This window comes from Erwinia sp. S43 (assembly GCF_016624745.1).
GTDB classification, from domain to species: Bacteria; Pseudomonadota; Gammaproteobacteria; order Enterobacterales; family Enterobacteriaceae; genus Erwinia; species Erwinia coffeiphila.
In genome coordinates, this window is record NZ_JACVTX010000014.1 from 37,649 (window position 1) to 53,476 (window position 15,828).

At 49.8% G+C, this 15,828-nt stretch carries 17 protein-coding genes; 11 read left to right on the forward strand and 6 right to left on the reverse strand.

All coding sequences use genetic code 11. The features are described 5' to 3' along the window. The first annotated feature begins 34 nt into the window (after positions 1-34). Together IBT47_RS16560 and IBT47_RS16565 are read left to right on the forward strand one after the other, a co-directional pair. On the forward strand, positions 35-496 hold the full coding sequence (locus tag IBT47_RS16560) for a MarR family winged helix-turn-helix transcriptional regulator (RefSeq protein ID WP_200561533.1): 462 nt from the start codon (positions 35-37) through the stop codon (positions 494-496). Positions 497-501: 5 nt separating this feature from the next. Next, on the forward strand, positions 502-1,530 hold the full coding sequence (locus IBT47_RS16565) for a GlxA family transcriptional regulator (protein WP_200561535.1): 1,029 nt from the start codon (positions 502-504) through the stop codon (positions 1,528-1,530). A 33-nt stretch (positions 1,531-1,563) separates the two neighbouring features. Here the strand turns inward: IBT47_RS16565 and IBT47_RS16570 are convergent, their stop codons facing one another. Continuing rightward, positions 1,564-2,946 carry an MFS transporter gene (locus IBT47_RS16570; RefSeq protein ID WP_200561537.1) on the reverse strand — a complete coding sequence of 461 codons (1,383 nt, stop codon included), beginning with the start codon at positions 2,944-2,946 and terminating at the stop codon, positions 1,564-1,566. Positions 2,947-3,286: 340 nt separating this feature from the next. Further along, a complete protein-coding gene (yddG, locus tag IBT47_RS16575) occupies positions 3,287-4,198 on the reverse strand; it encodes an aromatic amino acid DMT transporter YddG (RefSeq protein WP_105593162.1) in 912 nt (303 codons plus the stop codon). A gap of 389 nt (positions 4,199-4,587) precedes the next feature. On the opposite strand from yddG, the gene IBT47_RS16580 reads away from it, so the two are divergent. The 3 genes from IBT47_RS16580 to IBT47_RS16590 all read left to right on the forward strand — a co-directional run bounded on the left by IBT47_RS16580 (position 4,588) and on the right by IBT47_RS16590 (position 7,997). Beyond that, positions 4,588-5,487 (forward strand): dihydrodipicolinate synthase family protein, encoded by a 900-nt coding sequence (locus IBT47_RS16580; RefSeq protein ID WP_200561539.1) that lies wholly within the window; start codon positions 4,588-4,590, stop codon positions 5,485-5,487. 9 nt (positions 5,488-5,496) lie between these two features. Next, positions 5,497-6,999, forward strand: coding sequence for an aldehyde dehydrogenase (locus IBT47_RS16585; protein WP_200561541.1), 1,503 nt, complete (start codon positions 5,497-5,499; stop codon positions 6,997-6,999). A 326-nt stretch (positions 7,000-7,325) separates the two neighbouring features. After that, a complete protein-coding gene (locus IBT47_RS16590) occupies positions 7,326-7,997 on the forward strand; it encodes a GntR family transcriptional regulator (RefSeq protein ID WP_105593164.1) in 672 nt (223 codons plus the stop codon). 30 nt (positions 7,998-8,027) lie between these two features. Here IBT47_RS16590 and IBT47_RS16595 read toward each other — a convergent pair whose 3' ends face one another. Continuing rightward, complete coding sequence (locus IBT47_RS16595) at positions 8,028-8,864, reverse strand: alpha/beta fold hydrolase (RefSeq protein WP_105593165.1); 837 nt, start codon at positions 8,862-8,864, stop codon at positions 8,028-8,030. Between the two features lie 452 nt (positions 8,865-9,316). Between IBT47_RS16595 and IBT47_RS16600 the strand changes: the two genes are divergently transcribed. Then, entirely contained in the window at positions 9,317-9,664 is a 348-nt protein-coding gene (locus IBT47_RS16600) for a DUF6404 family protein (RefSeq protein ID WP_200561641.1), read from the forward strand. Between the two features lie 359 nt (positions 9,665-10,023). Next, on the forward strand, positions 10,024-10,506 hold the full coding sequence (locus IBT47_RS16605; RefSeq protein WP_105593166.1) for a type VI secretion system tube protein TssD: 483 nt from the start codon (positions 10,024-10,026) through the stop codon (positions 10,504-10,506). 22 nt (positions 10,507-10,528) lie between these two features. On the opposite strand, the gene IBT47_RS16610 is transcribed toward IBT47_RS16605, so the two are convergent. The 3 genes from IBT47_RS16610 to IBT47_RS16620 all read right to left on the reverse strand — a co-directional run bounded on the left by IBT47_RS16610 (position 10,529) and on the right by IBT47_RS16620 (position 12,700). Next, complete coding sequence (locus IBT47_RS16610; RefSeq protein WP_200561544.1) at positions 10,529-10,906, reverse strand: hypothetical protein; 378 nt, start codon at positions 10,904-10,906, stop codon at positions 10,529-10,531. After that, positions 10,887-11,399 carry a DUF2778 domain-containing protein gene (locus tag IBT47_RS16615; RefSeq protein WP_200561546.1) on the reverse strand — a complete coding sequence of 171 codons (513 nt, stop codon included), beginning with the start codon at positions 11,397-11,399 and terminating at the stop codon, positions 10,887-10,889. The genes IBT47_RS16610 and IBT47_RS16615 overlap by 20 nt, the downstream gene beginning before the upstream one ends. A gap of 200 nt (positions 11,400-11,599) precedes the next feature. Beyond that, positions 11,600-12,700 (reverse strand): IS3 family transposase, encoded by a 1,101-nt coding sequence (locus tag IBT47_RS16620; RefSeq protein WP_200561643.1) that lies wholly within the window; start codon positions 12,698-12,700, stop codon positions 11,600-11,602. A gap of 196 nt (positions 12,701-12,896) precedes the next feature. Here IBT47_RS16620 and IBT47_RS16625 point away from each other — a divergent pair, with 196 nt between their 5' ends. From IBT47_RS16625 to IBT47_RS16640, 4 genes are read left to right on the forward strand one after another with little or no spacing between them, the layout of a single operon-like run. Further along, complete coding sequence (locus IBT47_RS16625) at positions 12,897-13,259, forward strand: hypothetical protein (protein ID WP_200561548.1); 363 nt, start codon at positions 12,897-12,899, stop codon at positions 13,257-13,259. Positions 13,260-13,276: 17 nt separating this feature from the next. Next, positions 13,277-13,828, forward strand: a complete 552-nt coding sequence (locus tag IBT47_RS16630) for a hypothetical protein (protein WP_200561550.1) — start codon at positions 13,277-13,279, stop codon at positions 13,826-13,828. Beyond that, positions 13,815-14,051, forward strand: a complete 237-nt coding sequence (locus IBT47_RS16635) for an ABC-three component system middle component 6 (RefSeq protein ID WP_200561552.1) — start codon at positions 13,815-13,817, stop codon at positions 14,049-14,051. Before IBT47_RS16630 ends, IBT47_RS16635 begins: the two co-directional genes overlap by 14 nt. Next, positions 14,038-15,729, forward strand: a complete 1,692-nt coding sequence (locus IBT47_RS16640; protein ID WP_234471940.1) for a DUF2326 domain-containing protein — start codon at positions 14,038-14,040, stop codon at positions 15,727-15,729. The genes IBT47_RS16635 and IBT47_RS16640 overlap by 14 nt, the downstream gene beginning before the upstream one ends. Positions 15,730-15,828: the final 99 nt, after the last annotated feature.

Here is a 15,828-nt window from a genome sequence, read left to right on the forward strand (position 1 = left end):
ATAAGATTATCGTTTTAAGGAGTCAAGACGGTCCATGTCACAAAATCCTGACTTAATTGTTGCCGCTCCTCTGTGGCCGCACGGCGACACCTCGCTGATGCACCTTGTGCGCCGCGCCGGGCAGCACTCCACAACCTGCTGGGCTCAGTGCGTTGATACCGGTTTGTCCGCCGTGCAGTACGCCATTCTGGTGGTGCTGGCGGAAGAAACCTGTTGCGATCAGCAAACGCTGGGAAACCGCGCCGGGTTTGACAAAGCAACGGGCACGTATGTTATCGACCGGATGACCAAAAGCGGGTTAGTCAGCGTCGTCGTCGATCCGGATAACCGCCGCCGTAAGCTGGTGTCGATGACGGCTGACGGTGAAATCATGCTGGCACGGATGGTGGAACAGGCAAAAAGCGCAGAAAAAACCATCGCTTCCGGCCTGAACGAACAGGACATTCGCGATCTGAAGCGCCTGCTGAGCAAGCTGGGCGGATTACAGGAGCCCTGAGAATCATGCAGCAACAGATAGCGACTGAACAAAACGGTGAATCCAAGCCCGATCTGACCATCGGCTTTCTGCTGATGAAACAGTTCACTCTCGCGTCAGTGGCGGGGCTGGTAGAGTCGCTGCGCTTTGCAGCCGATGAATCTTTCTCCAGCCGCCAGATTTTCTGCCGCTGGGAATGGATGACCTGCGATGATCAGCCGGTCACCGCCAGCTGTGGACTGCCCGTATCACCGACGGCGGCGCTCGATTTTTCCCGCAACTGGGATTACTTCGTGGTGGCCGGTGGGCTGCTGGAGGAGACGCGCCAGCCGCCGCAGTGGCTGCTGCATGCGCTCAGAGAGATTCATGCGCGCAATATCCCGATCATCACTCTGTGCAGCGGGGCTTTTGTGGCGGGTAATGCCGGTCTGCTGGACGGGCGACAGTGTGCGATTCACTTCACCACCCGCGATGAGTTTCGCCTGCGCTTTCCGAAAGCGATCCCGGTGATCGATAAAACCTACATCAAAGACGGCGGCATTATCTCCTGCCCGGGGGGAACGGCTATCGATCTGGCAGCCGATCTGATCCGCCAGCACTGTGGGCTGGTACGATCGCAGAAGGTGCTGAAGTACCTGCTGGTGGATGATACGGCGATACCTGCCAGCCGGGCGAAGCAGAAAGAGAATCAGAACCCGCCGGACGTCTATGAAAACGATGTGGTTAATAAGGTGATCGAGCTGATGAAGCACCACCTCGATTCGCCGGTTCCTTTAACCGAAGTGGCTGCTTTTGCCGGAGTCACGTTCCGTCAGCTGAACCTGATTTTTACCAAATGCACCAGCTATTCGGCGGCGGTGTACTGGCGACGGATGAGGCTGGAACAGGCGCGCAAGCTGATGGCCGACTCCAGCAACAGCATCAACGCCATCGCTGCCGCCACCGGCTTTGCCGATGCCTCACATCTGATCGCCTGGTTCCGCAAGCAGTATGGCGAAACGCCCAGCTCTTACCGAAAACGCCGCAGGGAAGTGGAAAAGCTGATTAAACCGTGAAAGCAGGGGCTGCGATGCAGCCCCGAGGTGAGTTTACCAGGCGTTATTCTTGGACAGATTCGCCCTGGCTGCGGCCGCTTCAGGCCGCTCATCGCTCAGCGAGGCGGCATCTTCCAGGCTGCGTGAGGCGGTTTCCGGTGCCAGGAACCAGGACACAATCAGCCCCACGGCGGTGATCCCGGCAGCGATGTACATCGTTGCGCCAATGCCGATCGTCTGTAGCGAAACCGGGATCAGCCAGGTGCCGATCGCCGCCCCAATCCGCGACATCGATGTACCAATCCCCACCGCACCGGCACGGATCTCCGTCGGGAAGATCTCATTTGGATAGACCAGCTGCAGCACCTGCGCACCGCCGATAAACAGCGCGTAGGTGCCGAACAGCAGCAGGATCACCGGTGACGGCCCGTCGCGCAGCATGCCAAGCAGCGCCAGCGCCAGGCCGGACCACAGGAAACTTTGCAGCAGCAGTTTACGGCGTCCCAGCGTGTTCACCAGCCGGGTAGCGATAATACAGCCGATAACGAACAGCAGCGTAATCGCCACCGAACCGTAAGAGGCCCAGCCGCCGCTGAGGTGCAGGGCATCCAGCACCTTCGGCGCAAAGGCGTAGACGGCAAACACCGGGATGACCGAGCAGGTCCAGAAAATGGTAATAAACGCCATGCGCTTGCCGTAGCCGGAGTGCAGCAGGCTCCTGAACGACAGGTGCTTATTTTCCGACTGTGTGGGCAGGTTTTTCAGGCTGAAGTCGTTGCCATAAACCTGGCGAATAACGACTTCGGCTTCGGCATGGCGTCCTTTACTGATGAGCCAGCGCGGCGATTCCGGCGTGCCTAAGCGGATCAGGAACAGCAGCAGGCCAATCACTGCGGTGCTGGCCAGCGTTATGCGCCAGGCTTCTGCCCCGCCAAAGTAGAGAATCGCTTCGCCGGTCATATAGGCGGTGGCGGCACCGGCAAACCACAGGATGGTCAGTGTTGCCAGGCACGGCCCACGGTATTTTTTTGGCAGAAATTCGACCAGAAACGCGGTGGCTACCGGGTACTCAATCCCCACCGCCACGCCGCTGAGCAGGCGCAGAATAAACAGCATTTCACCGCTTTGTACCCAGAACTGGGCCAGCGAGCAGAGGATAAACAGCGTAGGGCCAACGAAATAGATCAGACGCCTGCCGAGGCGATCGGTCAGTACGCCGCCCAAAAAGCCGCCAAAGAAGATACCGATCAGCGCCGATGCGGCAATCAGCCCTTCCCAGAAGGCGTTGAGCCCCAGCGCCGGGGAGACTTTGGTCATGGCGATGCCGATGATGCTCAGCACGTAGCCATCGACAAAGGAGCCGCCGCCGGAGCGAACGGTCAGTAATCGGTGGAAGCGGCTCAGCGGCACGTCTTCAACAGAAATATGAGCAGACATGGTAACTCCTGTTTTTTCTCCGATACCGTTGAATAAAAAGCACAACATAATGACTGTAATAAACATGAAAGCGAGGGATGCTTATTACGGTCACGGGGTTTATTACTTTTAATCACAGCATTAACGGGATTATTTTAAACCAGATAAATCCACCAGAATGTTATCCGGAGCAGGTTGTTTTCATTAATTGATTAAGCAGGTGAACGGTTATTATCAGTTTTTTTATATTCTATAAACTCTCCTTCGGTTAAAGAGGATGGAACAGGAATTGTTTTTGTTTAAAATTCAGTGAGTACGATCTGTAGAGGTTGGGAGGAGAGTCCTCCTCCCGGGGTAAAAGCTAAGAGGCCTTACAGGAGAGCTTTTTTTCAGCCACCGTGCGGGTTGCCCACCAGCAGGCGAGAGAACCGAGACTGACCATCGCGGTGCCCTGCCAGAAGGAAACCGAAAGCTGCGAATTGAGCATAAACGCCGCCAGAACCGCAGAGATAATCGGAATAAAGTAGGATGCCGCCGCCAGAATGGTGACGTTCCCGTGCAGAATACCCACGTTCCAGGCTGCGTAACCGAAGCCCATCGCCATGGCCGCCAGCGCCAGATTAATCCAGACTTTCGCTGATAAAACAAACTCGGGCTGCGGCGACAGCAGGAATTTCACCCACAGGGTTAGCGCAGTTAAAATAAAGAACAGCGTAATGCCGTTGCTGCCCTGCGCAATTCTTTTCGTTACCACACAATAGATTGCCCAGATAATTGCACCGCTAAATGCCAGACCATAGCTGAGCGGGTTATCCATTATATTGCTGGCCATTTCGCTCAGTGAAAATCCGCTGTCACCACCCAGCACGCGGCAAATTCCCATGACTGAAATAATAACGCCAGGAATAATTAACAGGCTGGTTTTCTGCCGGTTAACAATAACCGATAAAACAATGGTCATACTGGGCCACAGATAATTCACCATACCGACTTCAATCGCCTGGCGGCCGGAGTGGGTGAACCCCAGCGACAGCGACAGGCACAGCTCGTAGCAAACAAACAGCACGCTGCCGATAATCAGATAGCTGCGTGGAAACTTGCGGATGTTGGGGAAGCCGATGGTGAACAGCAGCAGCACGGCGCTGCAGGTGTAAATCAGCGCTGCGCCGCCAATCGCACCAAATCCTTCACTGACGCTCTTAATCAATCCCACAATCGCGCTCCAAAGCAGGATGGCAATCAATCCTGTGAGCGTCGCTTTGTTCTGGGGCATAGCCTTCTACCTCTGTTTACGGTGTTCGCCAGCGAACCGGACGGATATCTGTTAAAACCTGGTTAAATGCAGCATCAAAATTATGCTTCCTGGCCGGGGCTGTAAATATGCCAGATAGCGTAATAATCTCATAATGTGATCGTTATCTGAAATCATGTAGAAAATTTTTCCCATTTTAAAATAGTTTTAATTTGCTGATTTTTAACATTTAAAAAAATAATTTCGTATGAACGTACCATTCATACGAATTTTTTTTGTATTTTACGGGTATACAAAAAAATCCCCTTCATTGACCTGTCAAACCGGGCTGTGCAAATTGTTAACAAACGTCGCCATTTTCTGCCGCAAAGCGGGTGATTTTGGTCCTGATTTTCGCTCTGGAGGTTAACGTGTTGACATTTGATGGTATCTTCACCCCGGCTATCACCCCTTACGCCGCCGATGGCAGCATTGATTTCGCTCGCTTTGCCGACGTGCTGGAATCGCTGATTGAAGCCCGCGTACACGGCATTATCATCGGCGGTTCTACCGGTGAATACTACGCGCAAACCACCGAAGAGCGCCTGGCGCTGGTGGAACATGCCCGCAAGGTGATTGGCAACCGCCTGCCGCTGGTGGTGGGGACGGGAGCTATCCGCACGGAAGATGCCGTTGCTTTTGCGCAGCACGCCCGCGAACACAAGGCCGACGCCATTCTGGTGACCTCGCCACCTTACGCGCTGCCAACCGAACTGGAAAATGCCCACCACGCGCTGACCGTGGATAAAGCCGCTCAGCTGCCGATCATGCTTTACAACTACCCGGGCCGTATGGGTATCAGCATGGGTGAAACCTATTTCACCGAAGTCAGCAAATCGAAAAACGTGGTGGCGATTAAAGAAAGCTCCGGCGATCTGAACAACCTGCATCTGCTGGCCATCAAATACCCGAACATTGCGCTGTCCTGCGGCTGGGACGACCTGGCGCTGGAGTTCTTCGCCTGGGGCGCACGCAGCTGGGTTTGTGCTGGCTCTAACTTTATTCCACGCGAGCACGTTGCGCTGTACGAAGCCTGTGTCATTGAGAAGGACTTCGCCAAAGGCCGTAAGATCATGGCGGCGATGATGCCGCTGATGAACTTCCTCGACGGCGGTAAGTTCGTGCAGTCCATCAAATACGGTTGCGATCTGGCCGGTCTGACCTCAGGCCCGGTGCGTGCACCGCTGCTGGCGCTGGATGAAGAAGAGAAAGCGCAGCTGCAGGCTGTGATTGAAGGCGTAAAACGCAACGTCGCAGCGGTTACCGGGTAAGGGGATAGCATGAGCCAGATTCAGACATTAAATGATGTGGCCGCTGTGGTTGAGGGGCTGAAATTTTCCGATAAGGCATTTATTAACGGTCGCTTTGTGGCGGCAGCCTCCGGCAAAACCCTGCCAACCACCAACCCGGCGACCGGCGATAAGCTGGCCGATCTCGCCGCGTGCGATATTACCGACGTGAACAGCGCCGTTGACGCAGCACGCGCCGCATTTGACGCTGGTAGCTGGAGCCAGCTGCCGCCGGGCGAGCGTAAAGCGGTGCTGCTGAAACTGGCGGCACTGATGGAGCAGGAAGTCACCGAGCTGGCGGTACTGGAAAGCCTCGACAGCGGTAAGCCGGTCAGCGAATGCCTGGCGGTAGACGTGCCGGAAACCATTCACATTATTAAGTGGTACGCGGAAGCGATCGATAAGCTCTACGATCACACCGCCCCGGTGGGTAACGGCGCGATGGCGCTGGTGGTACGTGAACCGATTGGCGTGGTGGGCTGCGTGCTGCCGTGGAACTTCCCGCTGCTGATGCTGGCGTGGAAAATCGGCCCGGCGCTGGCGGCAGGCTGCTCGGTGGTAGTGAAACCGGCCGAACAGACTTCACTGACTTCGCTGCGCGTGGCGGAACTGGCCTTTGAGGCGGGCGTACCCGCTGGCGTGCTGAATATCGTTACCGGCACCGGCAAGGATGTGGGCGAGCCGATTGGCCTGCATGCGGATATCGATATGGTCAGCTTTACCGGCTCCACTGCGACCGGCCGCCGTTTCCTGCACTATTCGGCCGACTCTAACCTGAAAAAAGTGGTGCTGGAGTGCGGCGGTAAAAACCCGGCGGTGGTCTTTGATGATGCTGAGGACCTGGCAACCGTGGCCGGACACGTGCTGAACGGCGCCTTCTGGAACATGGGTGAGAACTGCTCTGCCACTTCGCGCCTGCTGGTGCAGGAAGGGGTGAAGGATCGCCTGCTGGCGCTGATCGCCGAGCAGATCGGCAGCTGGCCGATGGGCAACCCGCTCGATCCGGAAAACCGCCTGGGCACGATGATCTCCGCCGATCACTTCAGCAAGGTCAGCGGCTATCTGGAAACGGCACGCCAGGAAGGGCTGCGCATCGTGCAGGGCGGCGACACCGAGAACGGCATTTACGTCCAGCCAACGGTGATCGACGGCGTGACGCCGCAGAGCGCACTGTTCCGTGAAGAGATCTTCGGGCCGGTACTGTGCATCACCACCTTTAAAACCGAAGCCGAAGCGATTGCGCTGGCCAACGACACCCCTTACGGGCTGGCGGCATCGGTCTATACCGGCAAACTGAACCGCGCTATTCGCGTCTCCCGTGCCGTGCGTGCCGGTACGGTAACGGTGAACTGCTTTGGTGAAGGCGATGCCACCACGCCGTTTGGCGGCTACAAGCAGTCCGGCTTCGGCGGGCGTGATAAATCCGCCTTCGCGCTGGATCAGTACACCGAGCTGAAAACCATCTGGATTGATGTACCGGGTGCCGACAGCTAAGTCTTAGCTTTGACCCTCCGCTGCCCGCTATTCCCGGTGGGCAGCGCTTACTCTGCCAACATTCCCAGTCCTGAGAGGGCAGGGTGTACCGCTTTTCCCGCCAGAATCGCTCTACTCTAGTGTTAAAATTGCCTCGCGATGAATTTCGTTACCTGTTGATTATACGTAAGTCTTGGCTGATTGATGAAAGTGTTATGTCGATCCAGGTATCGCATGAAATATTTGAATTATTTTTGCTGTATACGCACTTTTTCTGTAGGTTAATCGGCATGGGATAGCGCGTTTCTCGCGCAAACATTGAAGATGATGGCGTTCAGGAGGCAACATTGAGATCGGGTAAAGCTGCACTATATGAGGATTTAAAACGTCTCATTTTAACCATGGAACTCGATCCCGACGAGCTGCTGGATGAAGCCAGCCTGACGGCACAGTACGGTTTATCGCGCACGCCGGTAAGAGAAGTCTTCCAGCGGCTGGCCGGTGAGGGCTATCTGGAGATTGTGGAAAAACGCGGCGTGCGGGTGATCCCAATGAGCCACTCCAGCCTGCGCAATTTCTTCCTCGTTGCCCCCATGATCTATGCCGCCACCGGGCGCCTGGCGGTGCAGAACTATAAGCCCTCGCAGATGAAGGCGCTGAAGGAAACGCAGAAGCGCTTCCGCAAAGCGGTGCAAACCCGCGATGCCGAAGCGCTGGCGCTGGAAAATAACCGCTTCCATGAAATCATGGGCGAGATGGCGGCCAACCCCTATCTGCAACCGAGTCTGGGCCGCCTGCTCATCGATCACTGCCGTATTGGCCACACCTTCTTCCGCCCGCAGAATGCCGATATGGAACGCCGCCTGCAACTCGCTGCCGAGCACCACGACGCGTTTATCGTCGCTATTGAAGCGCGCGACGAGCAGGCCGTGGTTGACCTGGTGTTCGAGCACTGGGAGCTTTCCCGCGAGAATATGGAAATCTTTATTGCGCCGCAGGGGCTGAAGGCGGACTTTTAGCCGCTTTTTATAACGCGTTATTACTAACGATTAATCACGAATAAAGGCCAGCAGGTCGGCATTGATCACATCCGCATGGACGGTATGCATGCCGTGTGGGTAGCCCGGATAAATAATCAGTTTGCTGTTGGCCAGCAGTTTATCCTGCAATACCGCTGCGGCTTTGTAAGGCACAACCTGATCGTCGTCGCCCTGCATCACCAGCGTTGGTACGGTAATCGCTTTTAAATCTTCGGTCTGATCGGTTTCAGAGAAAGCCTTGATACCTTCATAATGCGCCTGAGCGCTGCCGGTCATGCCCTGACGCCACCAGTTCTGGATGGTGCCTTGTGACACCTGTGCACCGTCACGGTTGAAGCCATAAAATGGACCTGATGCGACATCAAGATAGAACTGAGCACGGTTGGCAGCCAGACCTGAACGGAAGCCGTCGAAAACCTCCAATGGGGTGCCTTCAGGATTGTCAGCGGTTTTCAGCATCAGCGGCGGTACAGCGCTGATCAGCACTGCCTTAGCGACGCGGCCCTGCGGCTGGCCATACTTCGCGACGTAACGAGCCACCTGACCACCACCGGTAGAGTGACCGATATGAACCGCGTTCTTTAAATCCAGATGCTCAACCACGGCGGATGCATCGGCTGCATAGTGGTCCATGTCATGGCCTTCGCTCACCTGGTCAGAACGTCCGTGGCCACGACGATCGATGGCGATGACGCGGAAGCCTTCAGCCAGGAAGAACAGCATCTGGCTGTCCCAGTCATCTGCACTCAACGGCCAGCCGTGATGAAACACAACGGGCTGCGCGTCTTTCGATCCCCAGTCTTTGAAATAGATATTTACACCATCATCAGTCGTTACAAATGCCATGAAGCGTACTCCTTTATGAGGAAAGATCTTTTTCTTCTACGGAATGTGTATTCCGGAAGACTTTAGGCAGGAACCATTTCAATATCATGAACATATTATCAATGGGTTTTAAACGTATTGGTGGTTGCATTAATGTCTAATGTTTCCAAAACCATAGTAGATAAATATTCTCAATATTTTTTGCAAACTATGCCATTTGGAAAACTTAGGTCATGAGTGGACTCCGCCCCTGGCTTTTTTCCATTCAGAAACGGAATGCTGGCGTGATAATCACACCTCGGAACTGAGTTTGCGGCAGAGATGCCAGAATGCGAACGGGGCCTTGTCTCTGAAGGATGCCGGGTGCAAAATCGAGGCTGGCTCATACTCTATAAGCAGAGCCCTCCCCATTCTGCTCTGGGCTGAATGAGCTCCTCCGAATTTTAAAGATATCCAGTGAAAGGATTCAGATGATGGCATTTGAAGAAAAGAAGCAAAAGGCAATCGCGCTGATGGAAGAAAAAAAGATGTGGCGGAGCAACTATGCGCCACCGATCCTGCGTTTGTGTTGGAAGCTTGGGGCTAATGTACCGCCCTCACCGTTTGCCCCTTTCTGGCTGAATACGTTGTTATATACCGCCTGGTTCGGCCCTATTTGGGGCGTTTGCATGTGGTTTAGCCGCTGGCAAAATCAGGACTTCAGCGTGTTGCGTGCGGTGTCTACTGCCCTCATTACGGGTTTGCTGTTTGGTATATCCATGGCGCTATTTCACTATTGGGGCAGGTGGAAAAACAAACTACCCGACTGGAAGAGCCTTTGATAGGGCGGTGCTCTAAACCACATGAGCTGGTGTTTGATGAATCGGGATTAGCGTATGACGATCTCCTGATAGGGTATATTCAGTGTGTTGGGAGATCTCTGTAGGTGAGTGGTTTTTAGCGGGATAATTGCAATACCATCTATATTATGCGGCGGAAAGCACTAAGCCGCCAAACAGACCCAGAGGGCTTTTTATCTTCTTGAGAAGTTACCAGGCATCCAACACAAACTACCTGATAGAACTATCTTCAAGGCTCAGCAAAAAAATGATAAGAGAGATTTATTCCATAAAATAACTGCGTGTAACTATATTATCTGATGTATATTGCTGAAAGGATTAACAATAAAGGACGATGTAAAATGCCAATTCCAGCTTATCTGTGGCTTAAAGATGATGGCGGTGCGGTGATCAAGGGAAGTGCGGATGTGCAGCACCGGGAAGGTAGTATTGAAGTTGTCGGGTTTTCTCATGCAATAACGCTTCCGGTTGACTCCCAGACGGGGAAAGCTACGGGCAAACGAAAGCATGCGCCTATCTCATTCGAAAAAGACTTTGATTCTTCCAGCCCCTATCTATTCAAAGCCGTGACAACGGGCCAGAAGCTCATGTCAGCAGAGTTCAAATGGTACCGTATCAACGATGCAGGTCAGGAGGAGGAGTACTACAACATGCTTCTGGAAGGCGTGATGGTGATCTCCTTCAGCCCAGGTATGCCCAACACGAAAATCGCTGGTCTTGGCGGCATTAATCACAGCGAATCGGTGTCATTGATGTACGAGAAAATCACCCATAAATACTGTGACGGGAACGTGCAGCACTCGGATGCCTGGAATGAGCGGTGACACAAGGGGCAGGTGCCCCTTTTTAAGGCGCAATGTAGGCAATAAGGTAAATGACTGCTATCACAGCGGTAACAGTCAGGACGGTTTTAAGTAGTTTATTCAGAAACACTCTCATATAACTGTTTTGTAATTCCGGCCTTTTCATCAGACAGGGGGCCGTCATTATTGCTGAATAAACGGGGACGGTTAATAACAGATCCAGGTAAATATTTAACTCGTCAAATATCATCATGGTCTGCTCACCCATGCCCGCAACGCCCCTCCATCCTGATACGGTATAAACGAACTCCCAACTGATGATGCGCTCGCCAAGTGAGAAATAGCCATCAGTCATAACGACTGCAATGAATGAGGCAATGAAAATCGCAAACCCCATAAGCTTACGGGCAGCTTGTGCCATTAGCGATAACCTCTATTTTTCCGTATGCCCTCAATTTCGAATTGGGAATATCAAATTTTTCCGTATTCAGGATGATCTCCCGCAACCTTAGAAAATCAGTCCGGTGCACCAGAGTAATACATCCTTCTGAAATACTGCCGGGGTGTAGCCTGAATCCCCCTCTTTCGACGCCCTCGATAAAGGTTGTGTCATCAATACTCCCATCAGCACGAAAAAGCGCAAACCATTCATAATGATTGATGATGGAAAGGGTCTTGATGGATTTGTAAACGTCTATCCCCGCCGCCCGGACCCTATTTTTCCAGTCTCCGGTAGGTCTGTCTACGATGTAATAGTTGCCGGGAGGGATCGGGCCCAGCTTCGACATGTGGCCGCACCCGCCTTTGTTCATGTAGACCTGCTGCCCGGAAAACGCCATGAAAGTGCCAACGCCGTAGATCGTTAGTGGTGCAATATCCGCACCGTTTAGAATAAACTTCCCCTGTAATGCCATCCGTGAACGCCCCTATAGTAAACCATGTGTATTATATGGTTTTTGGGGGATAATAACAGATAACATTCGAAGAACCTGTGGAGTTTCACATGATAAACGTCAGAATGGTTGTTCTGATTCTGAACTCTATATCTACATTCTCTGCACAAAATCGGTGATGTTTTGCAGCGTTGACTTGCCCCCAGAATTAGATACAACCGTCAGTTAGTAATGTCGGTTTGTTTGCCTTCACATTTTTCATTTCGCCACCGTGCTGCAAACTCTGATGGCGTCTGATAATTTAGTGCCGGATGTGGACGACACTCGTTATAATCCTGCCGCCAGTCGTTAATGATTTTCCTGGCGTGAACGATATCGCTGAACCAGTGCTCATTCAGACATTCATCGCGAAATCGTCCGTTAAAGCTCTCAATAAATCCGTTCTGCATTGGCTTGCCCGGTTGGATTAAGCGTAACTCAACAGCATGCTCAAAGGCCCATTGATCCAGTGTGCGGCAAGTGAACTCCGGCCCCTGGTCCGTTCTTATCGTCGCCGGATAGCCCCGAAAAATTGCAATACTGTCCAGAATACGCGTGACCTGAACGCCTGAAATCCCGAATGCGGTGATAATTGTCAGACACTCCTTCGTGAAGTCGTCCACACAGGTCAGGCACTTGATCCTGCGACCGGTGGCCAGCGCGTCCATGACGAAATCCATTGACCAGGTCAGGTTGGGTGCCGCCGGGCGGAGCAGCGGCAGACGTTCCGTTGCCAGGCCTTTACGACGTCGTCTGCGTTTTACGCCCAGCCCGCTGAGATGATAAAGGCGGTACACGCACTTGTGATTAACACGAAGGCCTTCACGGCGCAGTAACTGCCAGATGCGGCGGTAGCCAAAACGTCTGCGATCCAGTGCCAGTTCAGTGATGCGCCCTGAAAAATGCGTATCAGCCGCCGGACGCTGAGCCTCATAGCGGCAGGTCGACAGAGGCAAACCTGTAAGCCTGCAGGCACGGTGTTGCGACAGGCCCGTTGTCTCACACATGACTTCCGCGGTTTCCCGCTTATGGTCTTTTCGGCCCAGAGCCACCTGAGGCGCCTCCTTATCCAGCATAGCTTCAGCGAGCAGCTTCTTTAGTCTGGCGTTCTCTTCCTCAAGCGACTTCAGGCGCTTAACCTCAGGCACTTCCATACCGCCATACTTCTTACGCCATGTGTAAAACGTGGCGTCTGAAATAGCATGCTTGCGGCAGAGCTCACAGGCAGAAATCCCGGCTTCAGCCTCGCGGAGGATACTGATGATCTGTTCGTCGCAAAAAATGCTTCTTCTTGGGGGAACTTATGAAGATATTACTAACATCGCGGTGTATTAATCAGTGGGGAGCAGATCAGTGAAGCTGCTTGGTGGCTGGACAAACTCTTTTAGGGTTATGAGTGAGTTACACACACTTTTAGTGGACACAATGCATATGAATTGTACAATGTATTTCCATCATGTCCAGAAATCGAGATAAGAAATGAAAGAATTTTGGGATATCTTTGGTAGCCCCCCTTTTGTAGCCATAGCTTGGGTCTGTACAGTTGCCAGCTGCATCTATGCCTTTGTCCAACAAAGCAATGTGACTAAGATTAAACAGAAATTCAATGCTCTGAACATCACTCATAATGAGCTTGAGCTTAAAAATAACACACTTCAACAAAATAATGAGTCTTTGGAAATTTCGAATAATGATTTAAAGATTAAAAATATAAATCTTGAACAAAAAATAATCGAAATTGAAAAAAATGATATTCACCATAACAATCAAGAAGTGCATCAGCATGGCCAAAACAACTTTAACCAAGGTGTAATCAAAGGTGACTTTAATTACACTAAATAAGAGTCCTGGGCTTGTCTATGTGTGAAACAATATTTGACATTAAAAATATCGAAGGGAACTTCTACAATGTAGCGTCTCCGGAGAGCAATGTTGACTCTATTATCAATGTTATCATTGCTGATATTTCATCGGTTAAAGTGAGGATTGACCGTGGAGATCGATCTTTTCCGGCTAGTGTTGCTACGAAAATCGATCACAACATGCTTAAAACTAAGCGTCGTATAGTTTTACAATACAAGTTTTACTCCTCACATATTGAAAGAGCCTACACTCTTGCAGAACAAAACATAATAAATGGAAAACAGACTGCGATGGAATTGCTTAATGATATGTACTGTAAATCTCTAGAGAAGTATGAAATCGATTCTTTTGAGCCAGATATAGTACAAGTACGGCAGCACGCTGATGACATTATCAGCGATGTAATCAAACAACTGAGGAGCTTTGTTTACAATTCAGCCAATGCAACCAAATACAAAGAACAGGTAGAAATTGGCCTAAATGTAGTTGTTGCTCATGCTTTTGTCGAATGCTGTGTCTTGGAGAACCCTAACAATGCTACCAATTAAAGGCTCTCACCCAGAGATGAATGTTCTCTACATCGGTGGATTTATTCTCAAGAAACTTCATGAACGCAAAAAAAAATGTATGACGCTCACCCAGTTAATGAATGTTGGGACCAAAGAGCTTTCCATTTCTGTAGACTACATAATTTTAGCGCTCGACTGGTTGTATATTATTTCTGCTGTTGGCTACAATAGCAAAGAGGTTTTTATCAATGAAATTGCTTAGGTTTATCTTAGAGATCGATGGTGAGGTAAAACGAAGTGTACCATTTTTCGACAACTTAAATATCATTACAAGTAAAAAGGAATCTGATGCACCAGGCAACAGCGTGGGTAAATCTACTTTAGGACGAATTCTAGATTACTTGTTTGATGGCTCAATTAGCCCAATCTACATTGATGATGAGTTTCAAACACCAAAACGAGAGATTGAACATCTTTTCACCAATAGTGAAGTTTACGTATCACTTGAATACCTAGGCATAGACAATCAATACAGTGTCGTCAAACGTAGACTTTCTACTGATACAGAGTTGCAAAACTACATTTTGAATGGGCGTGAAGTAACAAATAAAGAGTATATCTCCCATATCATGAGTAGCATTTTTAATGTTTATTCTGCGAAACCAACTATTAGAAAACTAGCTCCGAAATTTTTTAGAACAACACAGCACCGTATGACAAAAACAGTTAACTTTGATAATGGGAGGAACGTTTCTAAGTCGGATGTTAATACTGTTTTTCTATATTTGTTCAATTTTAATGACACTGAAATACTTAGTAAAATTCATAAGTTAAAGACCACTATCAAGAGATATGACAGAAATCTAAAAGTATTCAACAGTGTGATCTCTCAAGATAAAATTGTTGGTTCGATAGCTAAAATAAAAGGTGAGCTTGCTAAGTTGGAAAAGTCCCTCTTATCGTCTGAAAAAGGGATCGATAAACTAGAAATTGTATCAAAAATCAACATGATTGATGATGAGCAAAACTCTTTGTCTAATGAGATATTGTCGTTGGATTTAAAGATAAAAAATATATTTGAAACTAACGAAATACTAAAAAATAATGAGCAGAATTATTTACTGGATGAGTTGAAGGCAATATATAAGTATGCATCTGTTAAAATAGAGTCTACGCTTGAAGATTATCAGCAAGCACTTGTATTTCATAACCATCTTCTAAGTACTAAGCGTGAGTTTGTTTCTCATGGCTTGGATAAGCTTCAAGAGGAACATGAAAAGGCAATTGTCAAGCTTGGGGCGTTAAATAATCAGAAGCAGACCCTTTTCTATGAGCTAAAGTCGAAAAAGAAAATAGAAGAGATGTCTGACACAATGAAAGAAATTGGTATGTTAGATAAAGAGCTAGCCAAACTAACGGCCATTATCGATAAAAAAGATGATATCGACTCAAAGTTGGTATTTGAAAGGAAGAACTTAACTGATTTATCTGGGGTGCTGGAAACTGAGCTTAGTAATGTGTCTTCTTTTGAAGAGAAGTATATCGAAAATTTCAAAGATTATACTCGTTCTTTTTATGGAGTTGAATACAACTTTAGTCTTCACTTAGATCAAGAAAAAGGCGAGTGTGCTCCACATGTTGATGATGTGGAATCCAACAATGAAGGTGGGTTGAAGAGACTTGAAGTCGTGACTTTTGATCTGGCATATATTAAAACTGTTTGTGATAAAAAAGCGTTGAGACCTAATTTTGTACTGCACGATTCTATTGATGAAATCGACATTCAACATGTTAGGAAAATGTTTGATGAGTCTATAAAACTATCTGGCCAACATATTTTATCTATGCTATCTGATAAGTTAGTTCAAGAAGATTATCAGAAATATAAACGTTACATCATTTTGGAATTATCCCAAGATGATAAATTTTTCAAAGTGTAATGCCGTTGGCTGAGAATTTAGCAACCTTTTGATGGTGTGTATATTTTAATAATCCATAAATGATTTATTAAAATAATAAGGGCGCTGTAAGTTGCGCTC